Source organism: Terriglobales bacterium, assembly GCA_035651995.1.
Lineage (GTDB): Bacteria > Acidobacteriota > Terriglobia > Terriglobales > Acidobacteriaceae > DASRER01.
Genome location: DASRER010000002.1, coordinates 417,357 through 433,252 on the forward strand (window position 1 = coordinate 417,357; position 15,896 = coordinate 433,252).

Annotated in this window: 14 protein-coding genes; 5 read left to right on the forward strand and 9 right to left on the reverse strand. The window is 65.0% G+C overall.

Annotation, left to right across the window (positions count from 1 at the left end):
* Window positions 1–77: 77 nt before the first annotated feature.
* Window positions 78–2,162 (forward strand): S9 family peptidase, encoded by a 2,085-nt coding sequence (locus tag VFA60_02050; protein HZQ90556.1) that lies wholly within the window; start codon window positions 78–80, stop codon window positions 2,160–2,162.
* A 129-nt stretch (window positions 2,163–2,291) separates the two neighbouring features.
* On the opposite strand, the gene VFA60_02055 is transcribed toward VFA60_02050, so the two are convergent.
* The 8 genes from VFA60_02055 to VFA60_02090 form a co-directional block, all read right to left on the reverse strand.
* Window positions 2,292–2,474 carry a hypothetical protein gene (locus VFA60_02055; GenBank protein HZQ90557.1) on the reverse strand — a complete coding sequence of 61 codons (183 nt, stop codon included), beginning with the start codon at window positions 2,472–2,474 and terminating at the stop codon, window positions 2,292–2,294.
* Between the two features lie 109 nt (window positions 2,475–2,583).
* Entirely contained in the window at window positions 2,584–3,006 is a 423-nt protein-coding gene (locus tag VFA60_02060; GenBank protein HZQ90558.1) for a DUF6677 family protein, read from the reverse strand.
* 66 nt (window positions 3,007–3,072) lie between these two features.
* Entirely contained in the window at window positions 3,073–4,242 is a 1,170-nt protein-coding gene (locus tag VFA60_02065) for a Xaa-Pro peptidase family protein (protein HZQ90559.1), read from the reverse strand.
* Window positions 4,243–4,388: 146 nt separating this feature from the next.
* Window positions 4,389–5,669 carry an MFS transporter gene (locus tag VFA60_02070; GenBank protein HZQ90560.1) on the reverse strand — a complete coding sequence of 427 codons (1,281 nt, stop codon included), beginning with the start codon at window positions 5,667–5,669 and terminating at the stop codon, window positions 4,389–4,391.
* A 24-nt stretch (window positions 5,670–5,693) separates the two neighbouring features.
* The gene (locus tag VFA60_02075; protein ID HZQ90561.1) at window positions 5,694–5,987 is read right to left on the reverse strand and encodes a DUF167 domain-containing protein; all 294 of its coding nucleotides are present in this window, start codon (window positions 5,985–5,987) and stop codon (window positions 5,694–5,696) included.
* Window positions 5,988–6,107: 120 nt separating this feature from the next.
* Window positions 6,108–6,815: a YggS family pyridoxal phosphate-dependent enzyme gene (locus tag VFA60_02080; protein ID HZQ90562.1), complete on the reverse strand. Its 708-nt coding sequence runs from the start codon at window positions 6,813–6,815 to the stop codon at window positions 6,108–6,110.
* Window positions 6,808–6,987: a hypothetical protein gene (locus tag VFA60_02085; GenBank protein ID HZQ90563.1), complete on the reverse strand. Its 180-nt coding sequence runs from the start codon at window positions 6,985–6,987 to the stop codon at window positions 6,808–6,810. The genes VFA60_02080 and VFA60_02085 overlap by 8 nt, the downstream gene beginning before the upstream one ends.
* 3 nt (window positions 6,988–6,990) lie before the next feature.
* Entirely contained in the window at window positions 6,991–9,216 is a 2,226-nt protein-coding gene (locus tag VFA60_02090) for an oligopeptide transporter, OPT family (protein ID HZQ90564.1), read from the reverse strand.
* Window positions 9,217–9,347: 131 nt separating this feature from the next.
* Between VFA60_02090 and VFA60_02095 the strand changes: the two genes are divergently transcribed.
* From VFA60_02095 to VFA60_02105, 3 genes are all read left to right on the forward strand, one after another.
* Complete coding sequence (locus VFA60_02095; protein HZQ90565.1) at window positions 9,348–10,304, forward strand: ComF family protein; 957 nt, start codon at window positions 9,348–9,350, stop codon at window positions 10,302–10,304.
* A 15-nt stretch (window positions 10,305–10,319) separates the two neighbouring features.
* Window positions 10,320–10,913: an HNH endonuclease gene (locus tag VFA60_02100; GenBank protein ID HZQ90566.1), complete on the forward strand. Its 594-nt coding sequence runs from the start codon at window positions 10,320–10,322 to the stop codon at window positions 10,911–10,913.
* Window positions 10,914–11,182: 269 nt separating this feature from the next.
* Window positions 11,183–12,205 (forward strand): hypothetical protein, encoded by a 1,023-nt coding sequence (locus VFA60_02105; GenBank protein ID HZQ90567.1) that lies wholly within the window; start codon window positions 11,183–11,185, stop codon window positions 12,203–12,205.
* Window positions 12,206–12,361: 156 nt separating this feature from the next.
* Here the strand turns inward: VFA60_02105 and VFA60_02110 are convergent, their stop codons facing one another.
* On the reverse strand, window positions 12,362–13,915 hold the full coding sequence (locus tag VFA60_02110; protein ID HZQ90568.1) for an OmpA family protein: 1,554 nt from the start codon (window positions 13,913–13,915) through the stop codon (window positions 12,362–12,364).
* Window positions 13,916–14,303: 388 nt separating this feature from the next.
* Between VFA60_02110 and aroE the strand changes: the two genes are divergently transcribed.
* Complete coding sequence (gene aroE, locus VFA60_02115; GenBank protein HZQ90569.1) at window positions 14,304–15,878, forward strand: shikimate dehydrogenase; 1,575 nt, start codon at window positions 14,304–14,306, stop codon at window positions 15,876–15,878.
* The last annotated feature ends 18 nt before the right edge of the window (window positions 15,879–15,896 follow it).

The following is a 15,896-nucleotide window of genomic DNA, read 5'->3' on the forward strand; positions in this document are numbered from 1 at the left end:
TTTCATTTTGCATTTTTCATTTTTCATTTTGCATTGATTTACACTTCCCTGTTTGCCCGCGTCACCCAGGAGGCTCCATGCGTCGTCTCGCCATTGTCGTGGCCTTGTTCGCCGCCACGCTCGTCTCCGCGCAGTCCAGGCGCCCGTTCACCTTTGAAGACATGATGGCGCTCAAGCGCGTGGGCGGGCCTGTGCCCTCGCCCAACGGCAAGTGGGTGCTGTTCGCCGCGGTGGACGTAAGCCTGGAGGCGAACACGCGCATTCCGCACATCTGGGCGGTGCCGGTGGCGGGCGGCGACGCCAAACAGATCACCGCCGGACCGCGCGGCGAAGACCGCCCGCGCTGGTCGCCCGACGGCAAGCGCTTCTCGTTTACCTCAGCCCGCGACGGCAGCTCACAGATCTGGGTCTATGACTTCGACGATGCGGCCGGCACGGTGAGCGGTGAACCCCGCAAAGTCACCAGCATCTCGACCGAAGCCGGCGGCAACCTGTGGTCGCCCGACGGCAAGCACATCCTGTTCACCTCGGAAGTCTGGCCCGAGTGCAACGGCAAGCCGGATGAGGATGCTTGCAACAAGGAAAAAGACGAAGCCCGCGCCAAGTCGAAGGTGAAGGCGCTCATCTTCACGCGCTTGCTCTATCGCCACTGGAACCACTACAACGAAGGCAAGCGCTCGCACCTGTTCGCGCAGCCGGTGAATCCCGATGGCTCGCCCGCCGGCGTCGCGCGCGACCTCACGCCCGGCGACTACGAAACGCCGCCCTTCTCCCTCGGCGGGCCCGACGATTACGCCGTTTCGCCTGACGGGAAGGAAGTCGCCTACACCAGCAATCACGATCCGGTGGAGGCGATCAGCACAAACAACGACATCTGGCTCGTGCCCATCGCCGGCGGCGCGGCAAAAAAAATCAGCTCCAGTCCCGGCAGCGACAGCTCGCCCCAGTACTCGCCCGACGGAAAATTTATCGCCTGGCGCATGCAGGAGCGCGCCGGATACGAGAGCGACCGCTTTCGGCTGGTGAAGTACGACCGCGCCTCGGGCGCGATTACAAACCTCACACCTGACTTCGACGCCTGGGTGAACGGCTTCACCTGGTCGCCCGACTCGAAGAACTTTTTCTTTGTCGCCGAGGACAAGGGCGAGCAACCCATCTACATCCTGAGCGCGGGTGGAGGAAAGCCGGGCGAGCTGGCGCGCGGGCACAACGACGACGTCGCCGTCGCCGCCGACGGACGCACCCTGCTGTTCACGCGCATGTCGGTGCAGGCGCCGAATGAAATCTATCGCGCGAAGCTGGTCACGGTTTCCGGGCCCTCGTCAACGCTCACCGCCGAGCCCCTCACTCACCTCAACGATGCCGTGCTCTCGCAGGTCGCGATGCAGCCCCTCGAGCCCTTCTGGTTCACCGGTTCGGAGAAGGCCAGGGTGCAGGGCTTCATCGTGAAGCCGCCGAACTTCGACCCGGCAAGAAAGTATCCCGTGAAGTTCCTCATCCACGGCGGACCGCAGGGCGCGTGGGGCGATTCCTGGTCGTTCCGCTGGAATCCGGAGCTGATGGCCGCATCCGGCTACGTCGTCGTCATGGTCAATCCGCGCGGATCGACGGGCTACGGCCAGAAGTTCATTGACGACATCAACGGCGACTGGGGCGGCCGCGTCTACCAGGACCTGATGCTCGGCCTCGACTACGCCGAGAATACGTACAGCTACATCGCCAGGGACCGTGAGTGCGCGCTGGGCGCCAGCTACGGCGGCTACATGATCAACTGGATCGCCGGGCGCAACACGCGCTTCAGGTGCCTGGTCTCGCACGACGGCATGTTCAACACCGTCTCCGCCTACGGCGCCACCGAAGAGCTCTGGTTCAACGAGTGGGAGTTCAAAGGCGCCCCGTGGACGAACCCGGCAATGTACGAGAAGTGGTCGCCCAACCGCGCCGCGCCCAACTTCAAGACCCCGACGCTGGTCGTGCACGGCCAACTCGACTACCGGCTCGACGTGAGCGAGGGCTTCCAGTTCTACACCTGCCTCCAGCGCCTCAACGTCCCTTCCAAGATGCTCTACTTCCCCGACGAAGGCCACTGGGTTCTGAAGCCGCAGAACTCGCGGCTCTGGTACAAGACGGTGGGCGATTGGGTGGACCAGTGGACGAAATAGGGCCCTTGCGGAATTGCCGAAGCGCCGAATGGCGGAATTGCCGTGCGGAGTATTCTGCTCTAGCGGCGATGCGCTCAGATTGGGCCGTTCAATTCGGCAATTCCGCAGTTCCGCAATTTTGCAATGTGCTCAATGCCGTATCAGCCACATCACCCATCCCGCCAGGATGACGCCGCCCACGAACAGCGCGAAGCAATAGGCGCCGTAGCGCACCATCTCGCGCGTGGTGTTGCGCTGGGTGATGCCGAAGACGATGGAAGAAAAGAACGCAAAGATTACCGCGGCGCTGAAGTGCGAGAGCTGGATGGTCACTTTTTCTTTCCGACTCCGGTGTGGCCGCGCTTGCGCGGGCGTCTGGGCCCGCGGCGGCCATCCTGGGCCAAGCGAAGGGTCCCTTGGGTCATGAATCGGTTCCCGTTCGTCACTTCTTTTTCCCGACCCCGATATTGTAGGCATCCACGGCGGCGATGATGTTCAGCAGGCCGGCCACGATGATGTACTTCGTCCCGTAGTCGGCCACTGCAATCTGGATGGCGCCCTGTCCCCAGTCGTTGATCCGCGTCAGCAGGTAAAGGCCGCCCGCGCCCAGGTCGCCGACAAAGCCCAGCATGTCGAGGATGTCGCCGGTATTGAACTCGTAGACCTTCCCCTCCATCAGCACGCCCAGCGTGAACATGGCCACGACCGAGAGGAAGATGAGCCCGGCGCGCCCCCAGCGCCCGAGCAGCGCGTGGCCGCCCCCCGGAATCAGCCAGCCGAGGACCAGCGCGCCCACCGCGCGCGCATTGGGTGCGTGTTCGCCCGGCACAGCGGCGGCATTGGCGGTTTGCGTGTTACTCGGCATCTTCTCCGTCGTGCCTTCGTGGTCTTCGTGCGGCCTTGGTGTCCTTCGTGTGAAGGCCTTTGACTTTCAGATTTTCACCAGCTCCCGCTGGATCTTTCCCGTCACCTCGGCCGCGCCCTTGCGAACCAGCATGTTCACCTCGCTGCGCACGCCGAACTCCGGCAGATAAACGCCCGGCTCAATGGAAAACGCCACGCCGGGAATGATCTCGCGCTCGTCTTTGGTTTCCAGGTTGTCCATGTTCGGACCGTTGGCATGGACGGTGGTTCCGATGGAGTGTCCCGTACGGTGGACAAAGTACTCGCCGTATCCGGCTTGCGTGATGTGACTGCGCGCCGCGTCATCCACTTCCCAGCCGCACAATTTTTTTCCAGCCGCGATCGCGGACTTCACCTTCTCGATCGCCGCGTCGCGCCCGTCGCGCACAACCTCAAAGACCTTCTGGTGCTTCTCGGTGGGCGACCCGCCGACGACGCCGCACCAGGTGATGTCGTAGTACACCGCCTCCGGGCGATCGAGCTTGGCCCAGATGTCGAGCAGCACGAAGTCGCCCCTGCGAATCGGTGACGAGCGCTGCGCGTTGGGCTCGTAGTGCGGATTTCCGCTGTTGGCGTTCACGCCCACGATGGGCAGGTCTTCGCCGGGTGTCAGGCCTTCGCGGCGAAACCCTTCCCTGATGAACTGCTGAATGGCGTACTCGTCGGTGCCGCCGTTGGCCACGCGGCGTCCGATTTCGGCGAAAGCGGCTTGCGTGATCGCGTCCACCTTGTCGCGCGCCGCGAAGTGCGACGCGATCTGCTCCTCGCTCCAGGTCGCTTCGAAGCGCGACACCAGGTCGCCCGAGCTGACAATTTCCTTGCCGAAGCTGCGCACCAGCTCGACCGTGCCGGCGTCCACCATGCCGAGCAGAAAAATCAAATTGTTCGGCGAGTACTGCATGGCGATGCGCCTGTACGGCGCCAGCAGCTTCCTGAGCCCTTCAAACAGTTCCTGCCACGAGGAATATTTCGCTTTCGGGCCCGGCAGCGAATCCAGGTGTCCGGCCTCGATGCGATGCACCAGCTTTGCCGGCTCGCCCTGCGCCGGAATCACGTAGTACCAGCGCCGCGTGACCATCAGGTTCTCGGGAATGCCGAGCACTCGGTAGGAGATCGGGTCGCGATGGTGATGGTCGTAGAAGAGCCACGCGTCGAGCTGGCGCTCGCGCAGCGCAGTCTGGATAGCGGCAAGGTCCATGGTGAACTAGCTATTAAAACACAGCCTGGCGAGAGGCGCTCCCACTCGCGTGGCGCAAACGCCCTGGTCGGCGGCCTCGAGCAGCGCCGCCGGCCCGGGCTCGCGCAGGATTGCGCGCCTTCGCCGGACCGGTTGCGCCCGCCAAGCTACGCCGCCTTCGCTTCCGCCGCCGGCGGCGGCTGCGCCACGCGGTGGTAGATGAACAGCAGCAGAGCAGTGAGTACGCCAAGCCCCGTTGAGATCCACCACACCATTTCCGGCTGCTGACGCACCTCGCCGAACTCGTGCAGCAGCTTGCCCGAAAACCACCCGCCCACCAGCGAGCCGATGCCGATCGGCAGGAACGCGAACCCCATGTACGTTCCCTGCTGGCCCGGCGGCGCCAGCCGCGATATGTATTCGTAATACCGGGGCGACTGAATGATTTCGCCAAGGGCCACGAAAACCAGCGCGGCAACCGCCATCAGCACGCTCGAGTGCGCGGCAAGAAACACCCAGCCGAGCGCCGTGATCAGGGTTCCCAGGATGACGGCCCGGAACGCCTCGATCTTGCGGGTCGCGGCGCTGATCGCAACCGTGAATGCAATCACGATGATCGGGTCGGTGGCCAGGATGTAGCCGGTTTTCGCCTTCGCGTCCACGTACTTCACGATGTAGCTGGGCAAAGTTAGGTACTGCTGCCAGAAAACAATCCAATAACCCGAAAAGATGAGCAGGAAAAGAACGAAGCGGGCATTGCCCAGCACGGTCAGGAAATTTCGCCCTACGACTCCAAAACTCGGCGCCTTTTCTCCTTCCGAGGCACGTGGTTCGCGAAAGAAGATCAACACCGCCATGAACATGAGGAACACACTTCCCGCCGCGACGCGAAAGATGCTCTCCGGCCGCAGATGGTCCTGTCCCCAGCCGGCCAGCAGCGGCCCCAGCGTAGAGCCGATGTTCACCATCGTGTAGTAGATCGAATACCCAATCGAACGAACGCTCGGCTTTGACGCGCGCGCGACGGTACCGACAACGCTGGGCTTCACCAGCGCAACGCCCAGCGCCGGCAGGAACAGAATCATGCCCGCGAGTAGCCCGAGCGGGACCACGTTGCGCACTGGCGCTAACCATGGCGCCGCAATCGAGCCAACCAGGAAGTACGCGATGGTGAGGATGAAGTACGCCAGCGAGAGCGCGCGGCGAAAGCCGATGCGGTCGGCCAAAGCGCCGCCGAAAAGGGCCATGATCCACACCCCGGTGCCGAACCATCCGCCCAGCTGCGCCGCCGTTTCAATTGGAAACTGGAGCGCCTCGTTCAGGTAGCGCACCAGCATCGCGAAAACGGCGTAATACGACAGCCGCTCGAAAATCTCGGTGACGTTCGCCACCCAGAACGGTGTCTCAAAACCCTCGCGGATTTCGCGGAATCGCTGCGCGACGCTCAAATGAAAACCGCTCCTGGCTGCTGGCTACTCGCCACTGGCCAAGACCTGACGCACAAACTGCGCGCTCACGCCCGCCACGCGAACCACTTTGGCGCGTCCCCTCTGGCCGGCGGCTATCGTAACCGACGACTTCGGCACGCTCAACAAATCGGCAAGAAAGGCGGCCAGCGCCTGGTTCGCCCGGCCCTCGACGGGCGGCGCGGTGAGCGAAATCTTGAGCGCGCCCCCGACCGCGCCGGTGACCGCATCCTTCTTCGCGCGCGGATGAAGCTTCACGCTGAAAGTTGCGCCGGCGGATGTATCGCGGATGGAAATCATGTCCTGACCGCTGCGCGGGGCGACTTAGTTCAATCTGCGCTCGCTTGCTTTGTGCCCTTCGCGCAACCTTCGTGTCCTTTTGTGGTTGGCTTTGTTGGTTCTCCGCGCCTCCGCGGTTGATCACCGTTGTAGCCGCGCGCCGAAAATCGCCGTTCCCACGCGCACGCACGTCGCGCCTTCTTCGATGGCGACCTCGAAATCGTGCGACATGCCCATCGAAAGCTCGCGCAACTGCACGCCCGGCGGCACACGCGTTGCCATCGCGTCGCGCAATTCGCGCAGCCGCCGAAAGTGCGGACGCGCCTGCTCCGGGTCGGCAGTGAATGGCGGCACGGTCATCAGGCCGCTGAATCGCAGCGATTCGAGCCTTGCCGCCGCGCTCAGCAGCGCTTCAAGCTCCGCCGAATCAGGCGGCACGCCGCTCTTGGCGGCCTCGCCGCCCACGTTCACCTCGATCAGCACGTCGAGCCGGCGCTTCAGTTTGGCGCCCGCCTGGTTCAGTTTTTCGGCGAGGCGGAGTGAATCGAGAGAATCGACGGCGGAGAAAATCTCCGCCGCGCGCGCCGCCTTGTTGGTTTGCAGATGCCCGATCAGGTGGAAGCTCGAGCCCTCGAGGTCGCGCAGCAGGTTGATCTTCTCGCCAAACTCCTGCACCCGGTTTTCGCCGAACAGCCGGATGCCCGCGGCGTGCGCTTCGCGAATGCGGCGCGGCTCGACCGTCTTGGTGACGGCCATGAGCGCGATGGAGCCCGGATCGCGGCCGGCCCGCCGCGCGGCCGCCGCAATCCGCTCGCGGACGGCGGCCACGTTCTGCGCGATGTCAGCCACGGCTGGCCGGGCCCGCTCCTGCGCGCCCTTCGCTCAGGAAAACGTGAACATCGCGAAGGGCGCCGCCCAGGTCGCGAGTGGATTGCGCAGCGGTCAGCGCCGCCGCCTGCAAGGCGCGCTGGTTCGCCCAGCGGTCGTATTCGAACAGCAGATCAATGTCTTCCCGCGTCATGCACTACTTCTTCTCGCCGCTGTTGATCGGCCTGCGCGCGAAGTAATACAGCGACGCCCCCAGCGCGCCGAACGCGACCACCGCGATGAGGTTGCTGCCGCCGATTGCCGGAAAGCGCGGCCCCAGCAGCAGCACGCCCTCCTTCAGCGTGCCCTGGTTTTCCAGCAGCTTCACCACGATGCCCAGCAGCCCCATCACGCCGCCGGCCGCGATCAATCCAGACGCGTAGAGCGAGCCGGGGCTGACCTCGCTCTCGTCGGCCCTTTCACCGGCTCGCTGCGCCGCCCGGTCCACCAGCCAGCGCACCACGCCGCCGCAGAAGATGGCAAGCGTTGTCGCGATCGAAAGATAGAACCCGACGGCGAACGAGAGCGAGCGTATGCCGAGCAGTTCGACCGCGATCACAATGAACACCCCGATCAGCACCAGGTTCCACGGCAGCCGATGATCGATGATGCCGTTGACGACGGTCGCCATCAGGTTCGCCTGCGGGGCCGCCGCTTTGTCGCTGCCGATCCCCTGTATCCACTGGCGCTCGATGCTGCCGGTCTGCGGATTGTAGAGATACTGCCCGTTGGCCAGGTGCTGCGCGCCCAGCGCGGTAATGAGCTGGTACCTCTTCGGATCTTCCTGGCCGATGCTGTTGCCCTTGTCGTCGACAATGCGGATTTCGTTGCGCCCGAGCAGCGGGTTGTTGTTCGGCTCAACCACGCGCACGCCCTCTTCCAACTGGGTGGTATCAACTTTGATTGGCGGGATGGCGCGTATCTGCTCCAGCCCGCGGTTCATCGCGTTGAGCGTGAGCCCGATGGCGAAAACCGACACCAGCACGCCGATGAGCAGCGCCTGCTGCTGGCGCTTGGGCGTCGCGCCCACCAGAAAGCCGGTCTTCAGGTCCTGCGAGGTGTTGCCGGCGTTGGCCGAAGCGATGCAAACCACGCCGCCAATCGAAATCACCAGCGCCTTGTACGCGTTCGTCTTCCAGTCGGCGAGCAGGAACATGACCGACGTTGCCATCATGGTCGCGATGGCCATACCGGAGATCGGATTCGACGAGGTGCCGATCAGCCCTGCGATGCGCGAGGAAACCGTCACGAACAGGAATCCGAACACGACAACGAACACCGCGGCGAGCACGTCGGCGGTGAGCGACGTGTGCGTGCCCGGCACTGGCTTGAACATCAGCATCAGCACCATCATCACCAGCACCAGCGCCGTGCCGCCGAGCGCGATCTTCATGCTCATGTCGAGTTCGGTGCGCTTGGTGCCGGCAATCGCCGCCGCGCCCTTTTTCAGGTCACCCGCCCCGGCGCGCAGCGCGCCAACAATGGTGGGAACCGTCTTGAGCAGCGTGATCAGCCCGGCGGCGGCCACCGCGCCCGCGCCCATGGGGCGAATGTAGGCGCGGTAAATCTCATCCACCGACATCTGCGAAATCAGCTTCTGCGCCGGATACAGCGGCGCCGTCAGCGACGAGCCGAAGAACTTGATGGCCGGCATCACCACCAGCCACGCGAAGACGCCGCCGGCAAAAATCACCCCCGCGATGCGCGGCCCGATGATGTATCCCACGCCCAGATATTCGGTCGTGGTGTTGGCGCGAATGGCGCTGCCCGGATATCCCGAAGGCTGGAAGTCAGGCGTGCTCGGCCACAGGCCGAACAGGTTTTCGTTCTGGAAGGCGGTGTAGAGCCCGCCGAGCCCCAGTCCCATGAAGACCCTGCCGGCAAACGATCCGCCGCGGTCGCCGGCGATGAGCACGTCGCCGCAGGCCGTGCCTTCCGGATACAGCAGGTTGCCGTGCTCCTTCACGATCAGTTGCCGCCGCAGCGGGATCATGAAGAAGACGCCGAGCCATCCGCCGATCAGCGCGAGCAGGAAGATGCGCGAGTACTCCAGCGGAAATCCCAGGAAGATGAGCGCGGGCAGCGTGAAGATGACGCCGCCGGCCACCGACTCGCCCGCCGAACCGGTCGTCTGCACAATGTTGTTTTCCAGGATCGTGGCCTTGCCGAAGGCGCGCAGCAGCGAAATGGAAAGGACCGCGATGGGAATCGAGGCGGCCACGGTCAGGCCGGCGCGCAGGCCGACGTAAACCGTGACCGCGCCGAACACGATCCCGAAGAACGACCCCAGCAGGACCGCCCGCACCGTGAACTCGGCGGGCGCCATCTCGGGCGGAATGTAGGGCTGAAATCGGCTCTGCTGCGGCAATGGCGCTTCGGCCATGGGGCGCACTCCTCCTTCGGGGGCAAACCCGCGCAAGGTAGCACATGAGAGTGCCGAGTGGCGAGTTCCGAGGGGACGCGCCCCTTGCGCAACGCTGGTATACTTAGCAAAGCTCCCAGTCAGCTTTGCGCTTGCGGTATCGCGCTCGGCGATGGAGGGTCGTCTTCAGCAGTAGCACGGACCCAACCCGCTCCCTGCCAGGGCCCCGAAGACCCAGCGGCTTTGGTGCGGCCTTCAACACCGCCGCCAACGGCCTGTTCAGCGCGCTGTTCCCCTCCGATTGCCGCCTGTGCGGCGCCCCCCTGACGACCATTTCGCGGCTCCCGGTATGCGGCGCCTGCCTGGCGGGCATGCAGCGGCTGAATGTCCCGACTTGCGAGATCTGCGGCGAGCGCCTCTTCCACGCCCAGCTTCTCCATGGTGGCGATGGCGCCGGCCTGATTTGCGGCCTCTGCCGCCGCCTGGAGCCGCCCTTCGCGCGCGCCGCCGCCTACGCCGAGTACACCGGCGGACTGCGCGAGCTGATTCAGCTGCTCAAGTACGACGGCGTGCGTCCCGCCGCCGACGTGCTCGGCCGCATGCTGGCGGAAGTCATCCAGACGCTGGCCGCCGATTTCGGCAAGCAGCCGCCGCTACTCGTCGTGGTCCCCTTGCACGCCGGCAAACAGCGGCAGCGCGGATTCAACCAGGCGGAGTTGATCGCCCGCGCCGCATCCCGCATCCTCCGGACCGCCGGACGCGGCCTGGACTTCGCTCCCTGCACCCTGGCGCGCACGCGCGCCACCCAGTCGCAGACCGGCCTCACGCGGCATCAGCGGCGCGCCAACCTGCGCGGGGCTTTCGTTGTGAACAGCGGCGCCTCCGGCGCCATTCCGGGACGCGACGTCCTGCTGGTGGACGACGTCATGACCACCGGCGCGACCGCCGGCGAATGTGCCCGCGTGCTCCGCCGCGCCGGCGCCGGGCGCGTGCTGGTCGCTACCGTGGCGCGCGCCCTCAAGCCCGAGGTAACGCGCATGGCGCTTCCGCAGGAGATCGAGTCCGGCGAAATTTCATCGGAGGTTAAAGCTCGCGCCGCGCACGCGTAGCACCATCCAACCGTCATGTCGGGCCGCTCGGGCAATTCGGGTTCGCATCATCATCACGTCGCAGACGCCGTGCCGCTGGCTCCGCGTCCGCTCGGGGTAATGCACGCCCCGGTGCTGGTGCTGAACGCCAGCTATGAGCCCATCAATGTGTGCGCCGCGCGCCGCGCCATCGTGCTGGTGCTCAAAGGCGTGGCCATGACCGAGGAGGAGAACGGACACTACCTGCACGCGGCGCGCATCGCCATGCGCGTGCCCTCGGTGATCCGTCTGCTCGAATATCGCCGAATCCCCCACCAGACGCGCGCGCTCTCCCGCAAGAACATCCTGCTGCGCGACCGCAACACCTGCCAGTACTGCGGCGCCGTCATGCCCTCGAGCGAACTCACGCTCGACCACGTGATACCGCGCTCCCGCGGCGGCCTCTCCACCTGGGAGAACCTGGTGGCTTGCTGCCATCCCTGCAACCGGCAGAAGGGAAACCAGCTCGTCGCCGAAGCCGGCTTGAAGCTGTTGCGCGAGCCGCGCTCGTTCAACCTGCACACCAGCCGGCACATCATCCGAATGATGGGCCGCTCCGACTCGAAGTGGCGGAAGTATCTTTTCTACTAGCCGCCACGCTGCTCTCTACTCGCCTCTTTGTCCGCTTCTCCCGCTCGTCTCTCGGTGCTCGTCACTCGGTACCCGGTGCTCCTAATGTGGGCACCGTGGTTCTCAATCCCATCCCTGCCGGTTCGCGCAGGTTCTCCTTAGACTTGTTTTCTACGTGTTTTCAATCAGATAGCGCCTGCCCCCGCTCTCAATCGCTGGCAGGGAAACTGCTTGAATCCGTTTTGGACGCATTCCGCGTTCGCGCGTTCGCACCCTTTCCAGTCGGAGCCATGATGGCGGAGAACGTAGTCGACCAGATCATCGCGCAGTTGCGCGCTACAGCGGCGAGCAACTATCCCGGGCGCCCAGAGCTGCGCAACATTCGCGTGGTCGGGCACACGCCCAAAACCGACCACTACATTTACGACATCGTCGCGGACTTCGCCGACGGCGGTGAGCGCGTGGCCGCCAAGGTTTACCGTCCCTCGAAGTGCGGCGCCCAGGGCGCGCGCGCGCTGGCGCGCATCGAGGAGCAGAACCTGGAGCATGCCTACCGGGTCTTCCAGAAGCGCGGCTTGAGCGGCGTGCCCCGTCCGCTGGGCGATTTTGTGGACCTGGGCGCTGTGGTCGCAGAAAAGATCGCGGGCCTGCCGCTGCAATCGCTCATCATGAAGGCCGCGCTGTTGCCCGGGAACGGCAACCACGACGCGCTCCGCCTCGCCGCCCGCAAGGCCGGCGAGTGGCTGCGCTGTTTCCATAAGGCGACCGCCGAGTCGGCGGCGCCCTTCGACGGCAACCGCCTGATGAACGACCTGGAAGAGCTGTGCGCGAACTGCCGGTCCGAGGGACTCGACGATGCTGCCATCCGCACCATCCTCACCGGGGCGCGCAACATTCTGTCGCGCGCGCGCAAGTCGCTGCCCTGCTCGGCCGTGCTCAACGACTTCACGCCGCTGAACGTCCTGATCGGCGAAAACGGTATCGGCATGGCCGACTACGCACGCATGACCCAGCGCGGCGTGAGCTTCCACGACGTGGCGCAGTTCCTCGCGTCGGTGGAGGCGCTGGAGAAGTATCCCTTCTGCAACCGGAACATCACGTCGGGCGTGCTGGAAGAGTTCGCCGAAGGCTACGGCATAACCGCAGGCGAGCAGGGCGTCCTGCGCGTCCTGCGCATGAAAGCGCTGCTGGCCATGTTCGCCCAGGGACGCACCGTAAAGGAAAGCGCCGTGCGCAAGAAGGTGATGTGGGCCACCGTGATGAAGCGCTTCATCCAGCAGGCCGCGCACCGCTCGCTGGCCCCCGCGGCGTAAAGGCAGTTGGCGGTTGCCAGTTGTTTGCCAAGTCGAACGTTGGCAGCGTCACTCTGCCTGCGCAGCTTGGTGCGCGGCAACCAACGCCAGTACAGCGCGACCAAGGCCAGAACCGACCCAACCCAATTGCGCCAAACCGGCAACTGACAACTGCCGTTACGGCATTTGCGCGCCGGCGGGCACCAGCCAGACTTCAGCCTTGTCGCCGTTGTCGCCCGTCTTCGTCGTAATGCGCTGCGGGTCGATGCCCTTGTCGCGCGTCAGGTACGTCCGCACGTTCTCGGCGCGTGCCATCGCCACGCGGTTGCCCGCCGGCGAGGTAAGGTGGCCCATGCCCACCACGGTGGCACGCGAATCCGACTCGCGCTGCAGGCGCAGCGCGATGTCGTCGAGCACGGCCTTGGCGCGGTTATCGACGTAGGCCCCGTTGGGCTTGAACATCACGTCGGCCGCCTTGCTCGGGCTGGGCGGCGGCGGCGGCGCTTCCACGGAAACCATCGCGGTGGCGCTGGCGCTCATGTTGCGATCGTCAGTCGTGGTGGCGGTGATGGTCACCGGACCCGGTTCGATGCTCTGCGTGTTGAGCGTGGCGCGCGCGCCGGCGCCCGACACGCGCCCGCGGTCCGCGGCGTAGGCGATGGTCACCGGACGGTTGTCCGGGCTCATCGCTTCACAATTCACGGTAGCGCTGTCGCCCACCCGGACACTGGCGGGCGAGGCGCTGCACGCAATCTGCGGACCCTGCGGCGGCGGCGCGGCCGCCGCTGGCGCCGGCGGCGGCGGCTCTTCCATCTCCACCACGTCGCCCACGCGCATCTCTTCCAGCGCGAAGGTGATCATCGCCGTCGATGTTTTCGGCGTCGTGTTGAGCACGATCATTTCGCCGATCGACTTGCGCGGATAGTCGGCGGGGTTGATCTTCAGCGCGCCCCCGTAAGCGCCCATCGAGGCCGGGTTCTTTTGCGTGTCTTCGGCGATGCTCGCCTTGTGGGTCAGCGAATCCAATGTGTCGCGCGACTCGGCCGAGTAGGTGCGCACGGCGCGGAAGTAATCGCCCGCCTTCACGCCCTGCTCCGAGCCCGCGTTCAGATAGACCTTCTGTCCGGTGGCCACGATCCAGTCAAAATCCTTGGCCATCACGATGCGCGCCGTCAGCTTGCCGTTCGGCGCCGCGAAGCGATCGAAGGCCGCCGAACTCTTCAGCGTGAGTTTGGGGCGCTCGCTCCATGGCACCAGGATGTCCCCCGGGACCATGCTGTCGCAGCTGAATTCCACCACGCCCACGTGCACGTTGCCCGCCTGCCGCAACACGCGGACGCGACCCAGTTCGGCGTAAGCGGCGCCCAGACCTGAGATCATGCCGCGCTGTCCGCGATAGGCTTCGGAATGGTTCGGGTCCTTCAGTTCGCGCACCACGCTGTATTGCGCGCCGTCCTGCAGTCCGCCGCCCGCCAGGTACACCAGGTCGCGATCGGCAAAGCGTGACTGCTCAGGAGACCGCCATCCGCCGGCGATGTAGTTCGTCGTCGGCAGCGAGCTGGTTACGAACCCGGCGCAATAAATGTCGGAATAGGTGGGCGCCTGCACTTTCTCCACCAGGTTGGTGGTGGCCGCCTGCTTGGCGGGCGCTCCGGGCTGGTCAGGCGGGCGCTGCTCCTGCGCATAGCACGCCACCGCCCACAACAGCATCACTGCCAGCAACTTTTTCATAACGCCTCCAGGCGCCGGGGGCCTTCCCCGCGCCGCTTGCCGGGGCCCATTTGCCACGTTTGCGGACCAGCACCGGCAACTCACCTAGCATGTAAGATGCCGACTCGGAAGGCCAAATCTCTAAGGTGCTGCGCCTCCCGTGAGACCTTGCACACACCGCCCTGCCCTGGCGGCGCAAAGGGTGGGCTGAACGCTAGCAAACAGAGCACCCGGAATCAAGCTGCGGGCTGTTGTCCAGAAGGGTACGGGAGCCTCCTCTCGCCCCGCGTTGGCGAAGGACAGGCGAACCGCGGGGCCGCTATGACCGCCGGAAACTCCTGGGTCTGCTGTTGCATACAAAGTGGTGCAACCTGTAAGATGGCGCGCCCCGGGATTTTTTCCACAGAACATGGCAGCGAGCCCCACAAACCGAATCCTCCCCCTGCGTCTGCCGCGCGTCTGCATCGCCATTGTGGGCGCTAGCGCCGCCGAGATGGTCGAGAAGGCCGAGGCGGTGGCCCGCGAGAACCCCTTGCTGGAGTTCAGGTTAGACTACCTCAAGCAGCCCGCCTCCGGCTTGGCGACCATCCGCCGCTTGCTCCAGTCTCGCTCCGACGTGGTGGCCATCGGCACCTGCCGCCGGGCGGCCAATGGCGGCCGCTTCCGGGGATCGCTGGAAGCGCAGATTGACATCCTGGTAAAGGCCGGCGAATCCGGCTGCCAGTTGGTGGACCTCGAGCTGCAGAGCGCCTCGTCCATTAAACTTACTGATTTCAATCGTTTACGCTCAAAAGCGGCGGTCGTCCTCTCCTTCCACGACTTTAGGGCCACCCGGAAATTGGATGAGACCTTCCGCAAGATGCGCGCCTTCCCCGCCGACTTTTACAAGATAGTAACCACAGCGACGAACCTCCAGGACAACGTCACCATGATGAAGTTCCTCGAGGAGCAGAGCGCACACCACTCGATGGTCGGGCTGTGCATGGGCGAGCAGGGCACCATCAGCCGCGTGCTCGGCGTGCGCGCCGGCAGCGTGTTCACCTTCGCGGCGCTCGGCGAAGGCGAAGAAACGGCGCCGGGCCAGATCACCGCGCGCGCGCTGCGTGACGTTTTCCGCATCGACCAGGTGGACGCGGCCACCAAAGTTTACGGCGTCGCCGGCGATCCGGTGGAGCACTCCCTCTCGCCGCTCATGATGAACGCGGCGTTCCGTCGCGAAAACGTCAACGCCGTTTATCTCGCGCTGCATGCCAAAGAGCTCGACGACCTGGTGCAGTGCATCCGGCAAATTCCCATTCACGGCGTGAGCATTACCATGCCGTATAAGGAAGAGGTCCTCGAGTACCTCGACAACACCGACTCGCTCACCTCCAAGGTCGGCGCCTGCAACACCGTGGTGCGCGCCCACGACGGCAAGCTCTACGGCTTCAACACCGACATTGCCGGCGTGCTGCGCCCGCTGGAGCAGCGCATCAACATTCCCGGCGCCCGAGTGCTGGTTCTGGGCGCAGGCGGAGCGGCCCGCGCGGCCGTCTTCGGACTAAAGGAGCGCGGCGCCGAAGTCAGCATCCTGAACCGCACCACGTCTGTCGCGCGGAAGCTGGCCCGCAAGGCAAGAGCGAAGGTCATCAAGCGCAGCGATCTGAAGAAGCTCCAGTTCGACGTGATCATCAACGCCACGCCGGTCGGCATGGGCAGCCCGAAAACGTCGCCGCTGAAGGAAAACGAAATCCGCTGCCGCTACCTGCTCGACATGGTGTACGTGCCGATGGAAACCAGGCTGATGAAGCTGGCCCGCAGCAAGGGCGTGCAGGTCATCTCCGGCGCCGAGATGTTCACCCAGCAGGGCGCGCGGCAATTCGAAATCTGGACCGGCAAGCCGGCGCCGGTCGCCGACATGCAGTACGTGGTGCAGACCGCGCTCAGCGCCGCGGAAAAAGCAGAAGGCGGCGGCAAGAGCGGCAGGAAGAAGTCCAAGAAGTAGCTCCTCGCCCGAGGGACG

What these genes read in the sequence shown, in the direction of transcription:
- VFA60_02065 (HZQ90559.1), bottom strand. Translation starts at nt 4,242, where the DNA reads ATGGACCTTGCCGCTATCCAGACTGCGCTGCGCGAGCGCCAGCTCGAC.
- aroE (HZQ90569.1), top strand. Translation starts at nt 14,304, where the DNA reads ATGGCAGCGAGCCCCACAAACCGAATCCTCCCCCTGCGTCTGCCGCGC.
- VFA60_02050 (HZQ90556.1), top strand. Translation starts at nt 78, where the DNA reads ATGCGTCGTCTCGCCATTGTCGTGGCCTTGTTCGCCGCCACGCTCGTC.
- VFA60_02110 (HZQ90568.1), bottom strand. Translation starts at nt 13,915, where the DNA reads ATGAAAAAGTTGCTGGCAGTGATGCTGTTGTGGGCGGTGGCGTGCTAT.
- VFA60_02085 (HZQ90563.1), bottom strand. Translation starts at nt 6,987, where the DNA reads ATGACGCGGGAAGACATTGATCTGCTGTTCGAATACGACCGCTGGGCG.
- VFA60_02075 (HZQ90561.1), bottom strand. Translation starts at nt 5,987, where the DNA reads ATGATTTCCATCCGCGATACATCCGCCGGCGCAACTTTCAGCGTGAAG.
- VFA60_02100 (HZQ90566.1), top strand. Translation starts at nt 10,320, where the DNA reads ATGTCGGGCCGCTCGGGCAATTCGGGTTCGCATCATCATCACGTCGCA.
- VFA60_02090 (HZQ90564.1), bottom strand. Translation starts at nt 9,216, where the DNA reads ATGGCCGAAGCGCCATTGCCGCAGCAGAGCCGATTTCAGCCCTACATT.
- VFA60_02105 (HZQ90567.1), top strand. Translation starts at nt 11,183, where the DNA reads ATGATGGCGGAGAACGTAGTCGACCAGATCATCGCGCAGTTGCGCGCT.
- VFA60_02060 (HZQ90558.1), bottom strand. Translation starts at nt 3,006, where the DNA reads ATGCCGAGTAACACGCAAACCGCCAATGCCGCCGCTGTGCCGGGCGAA.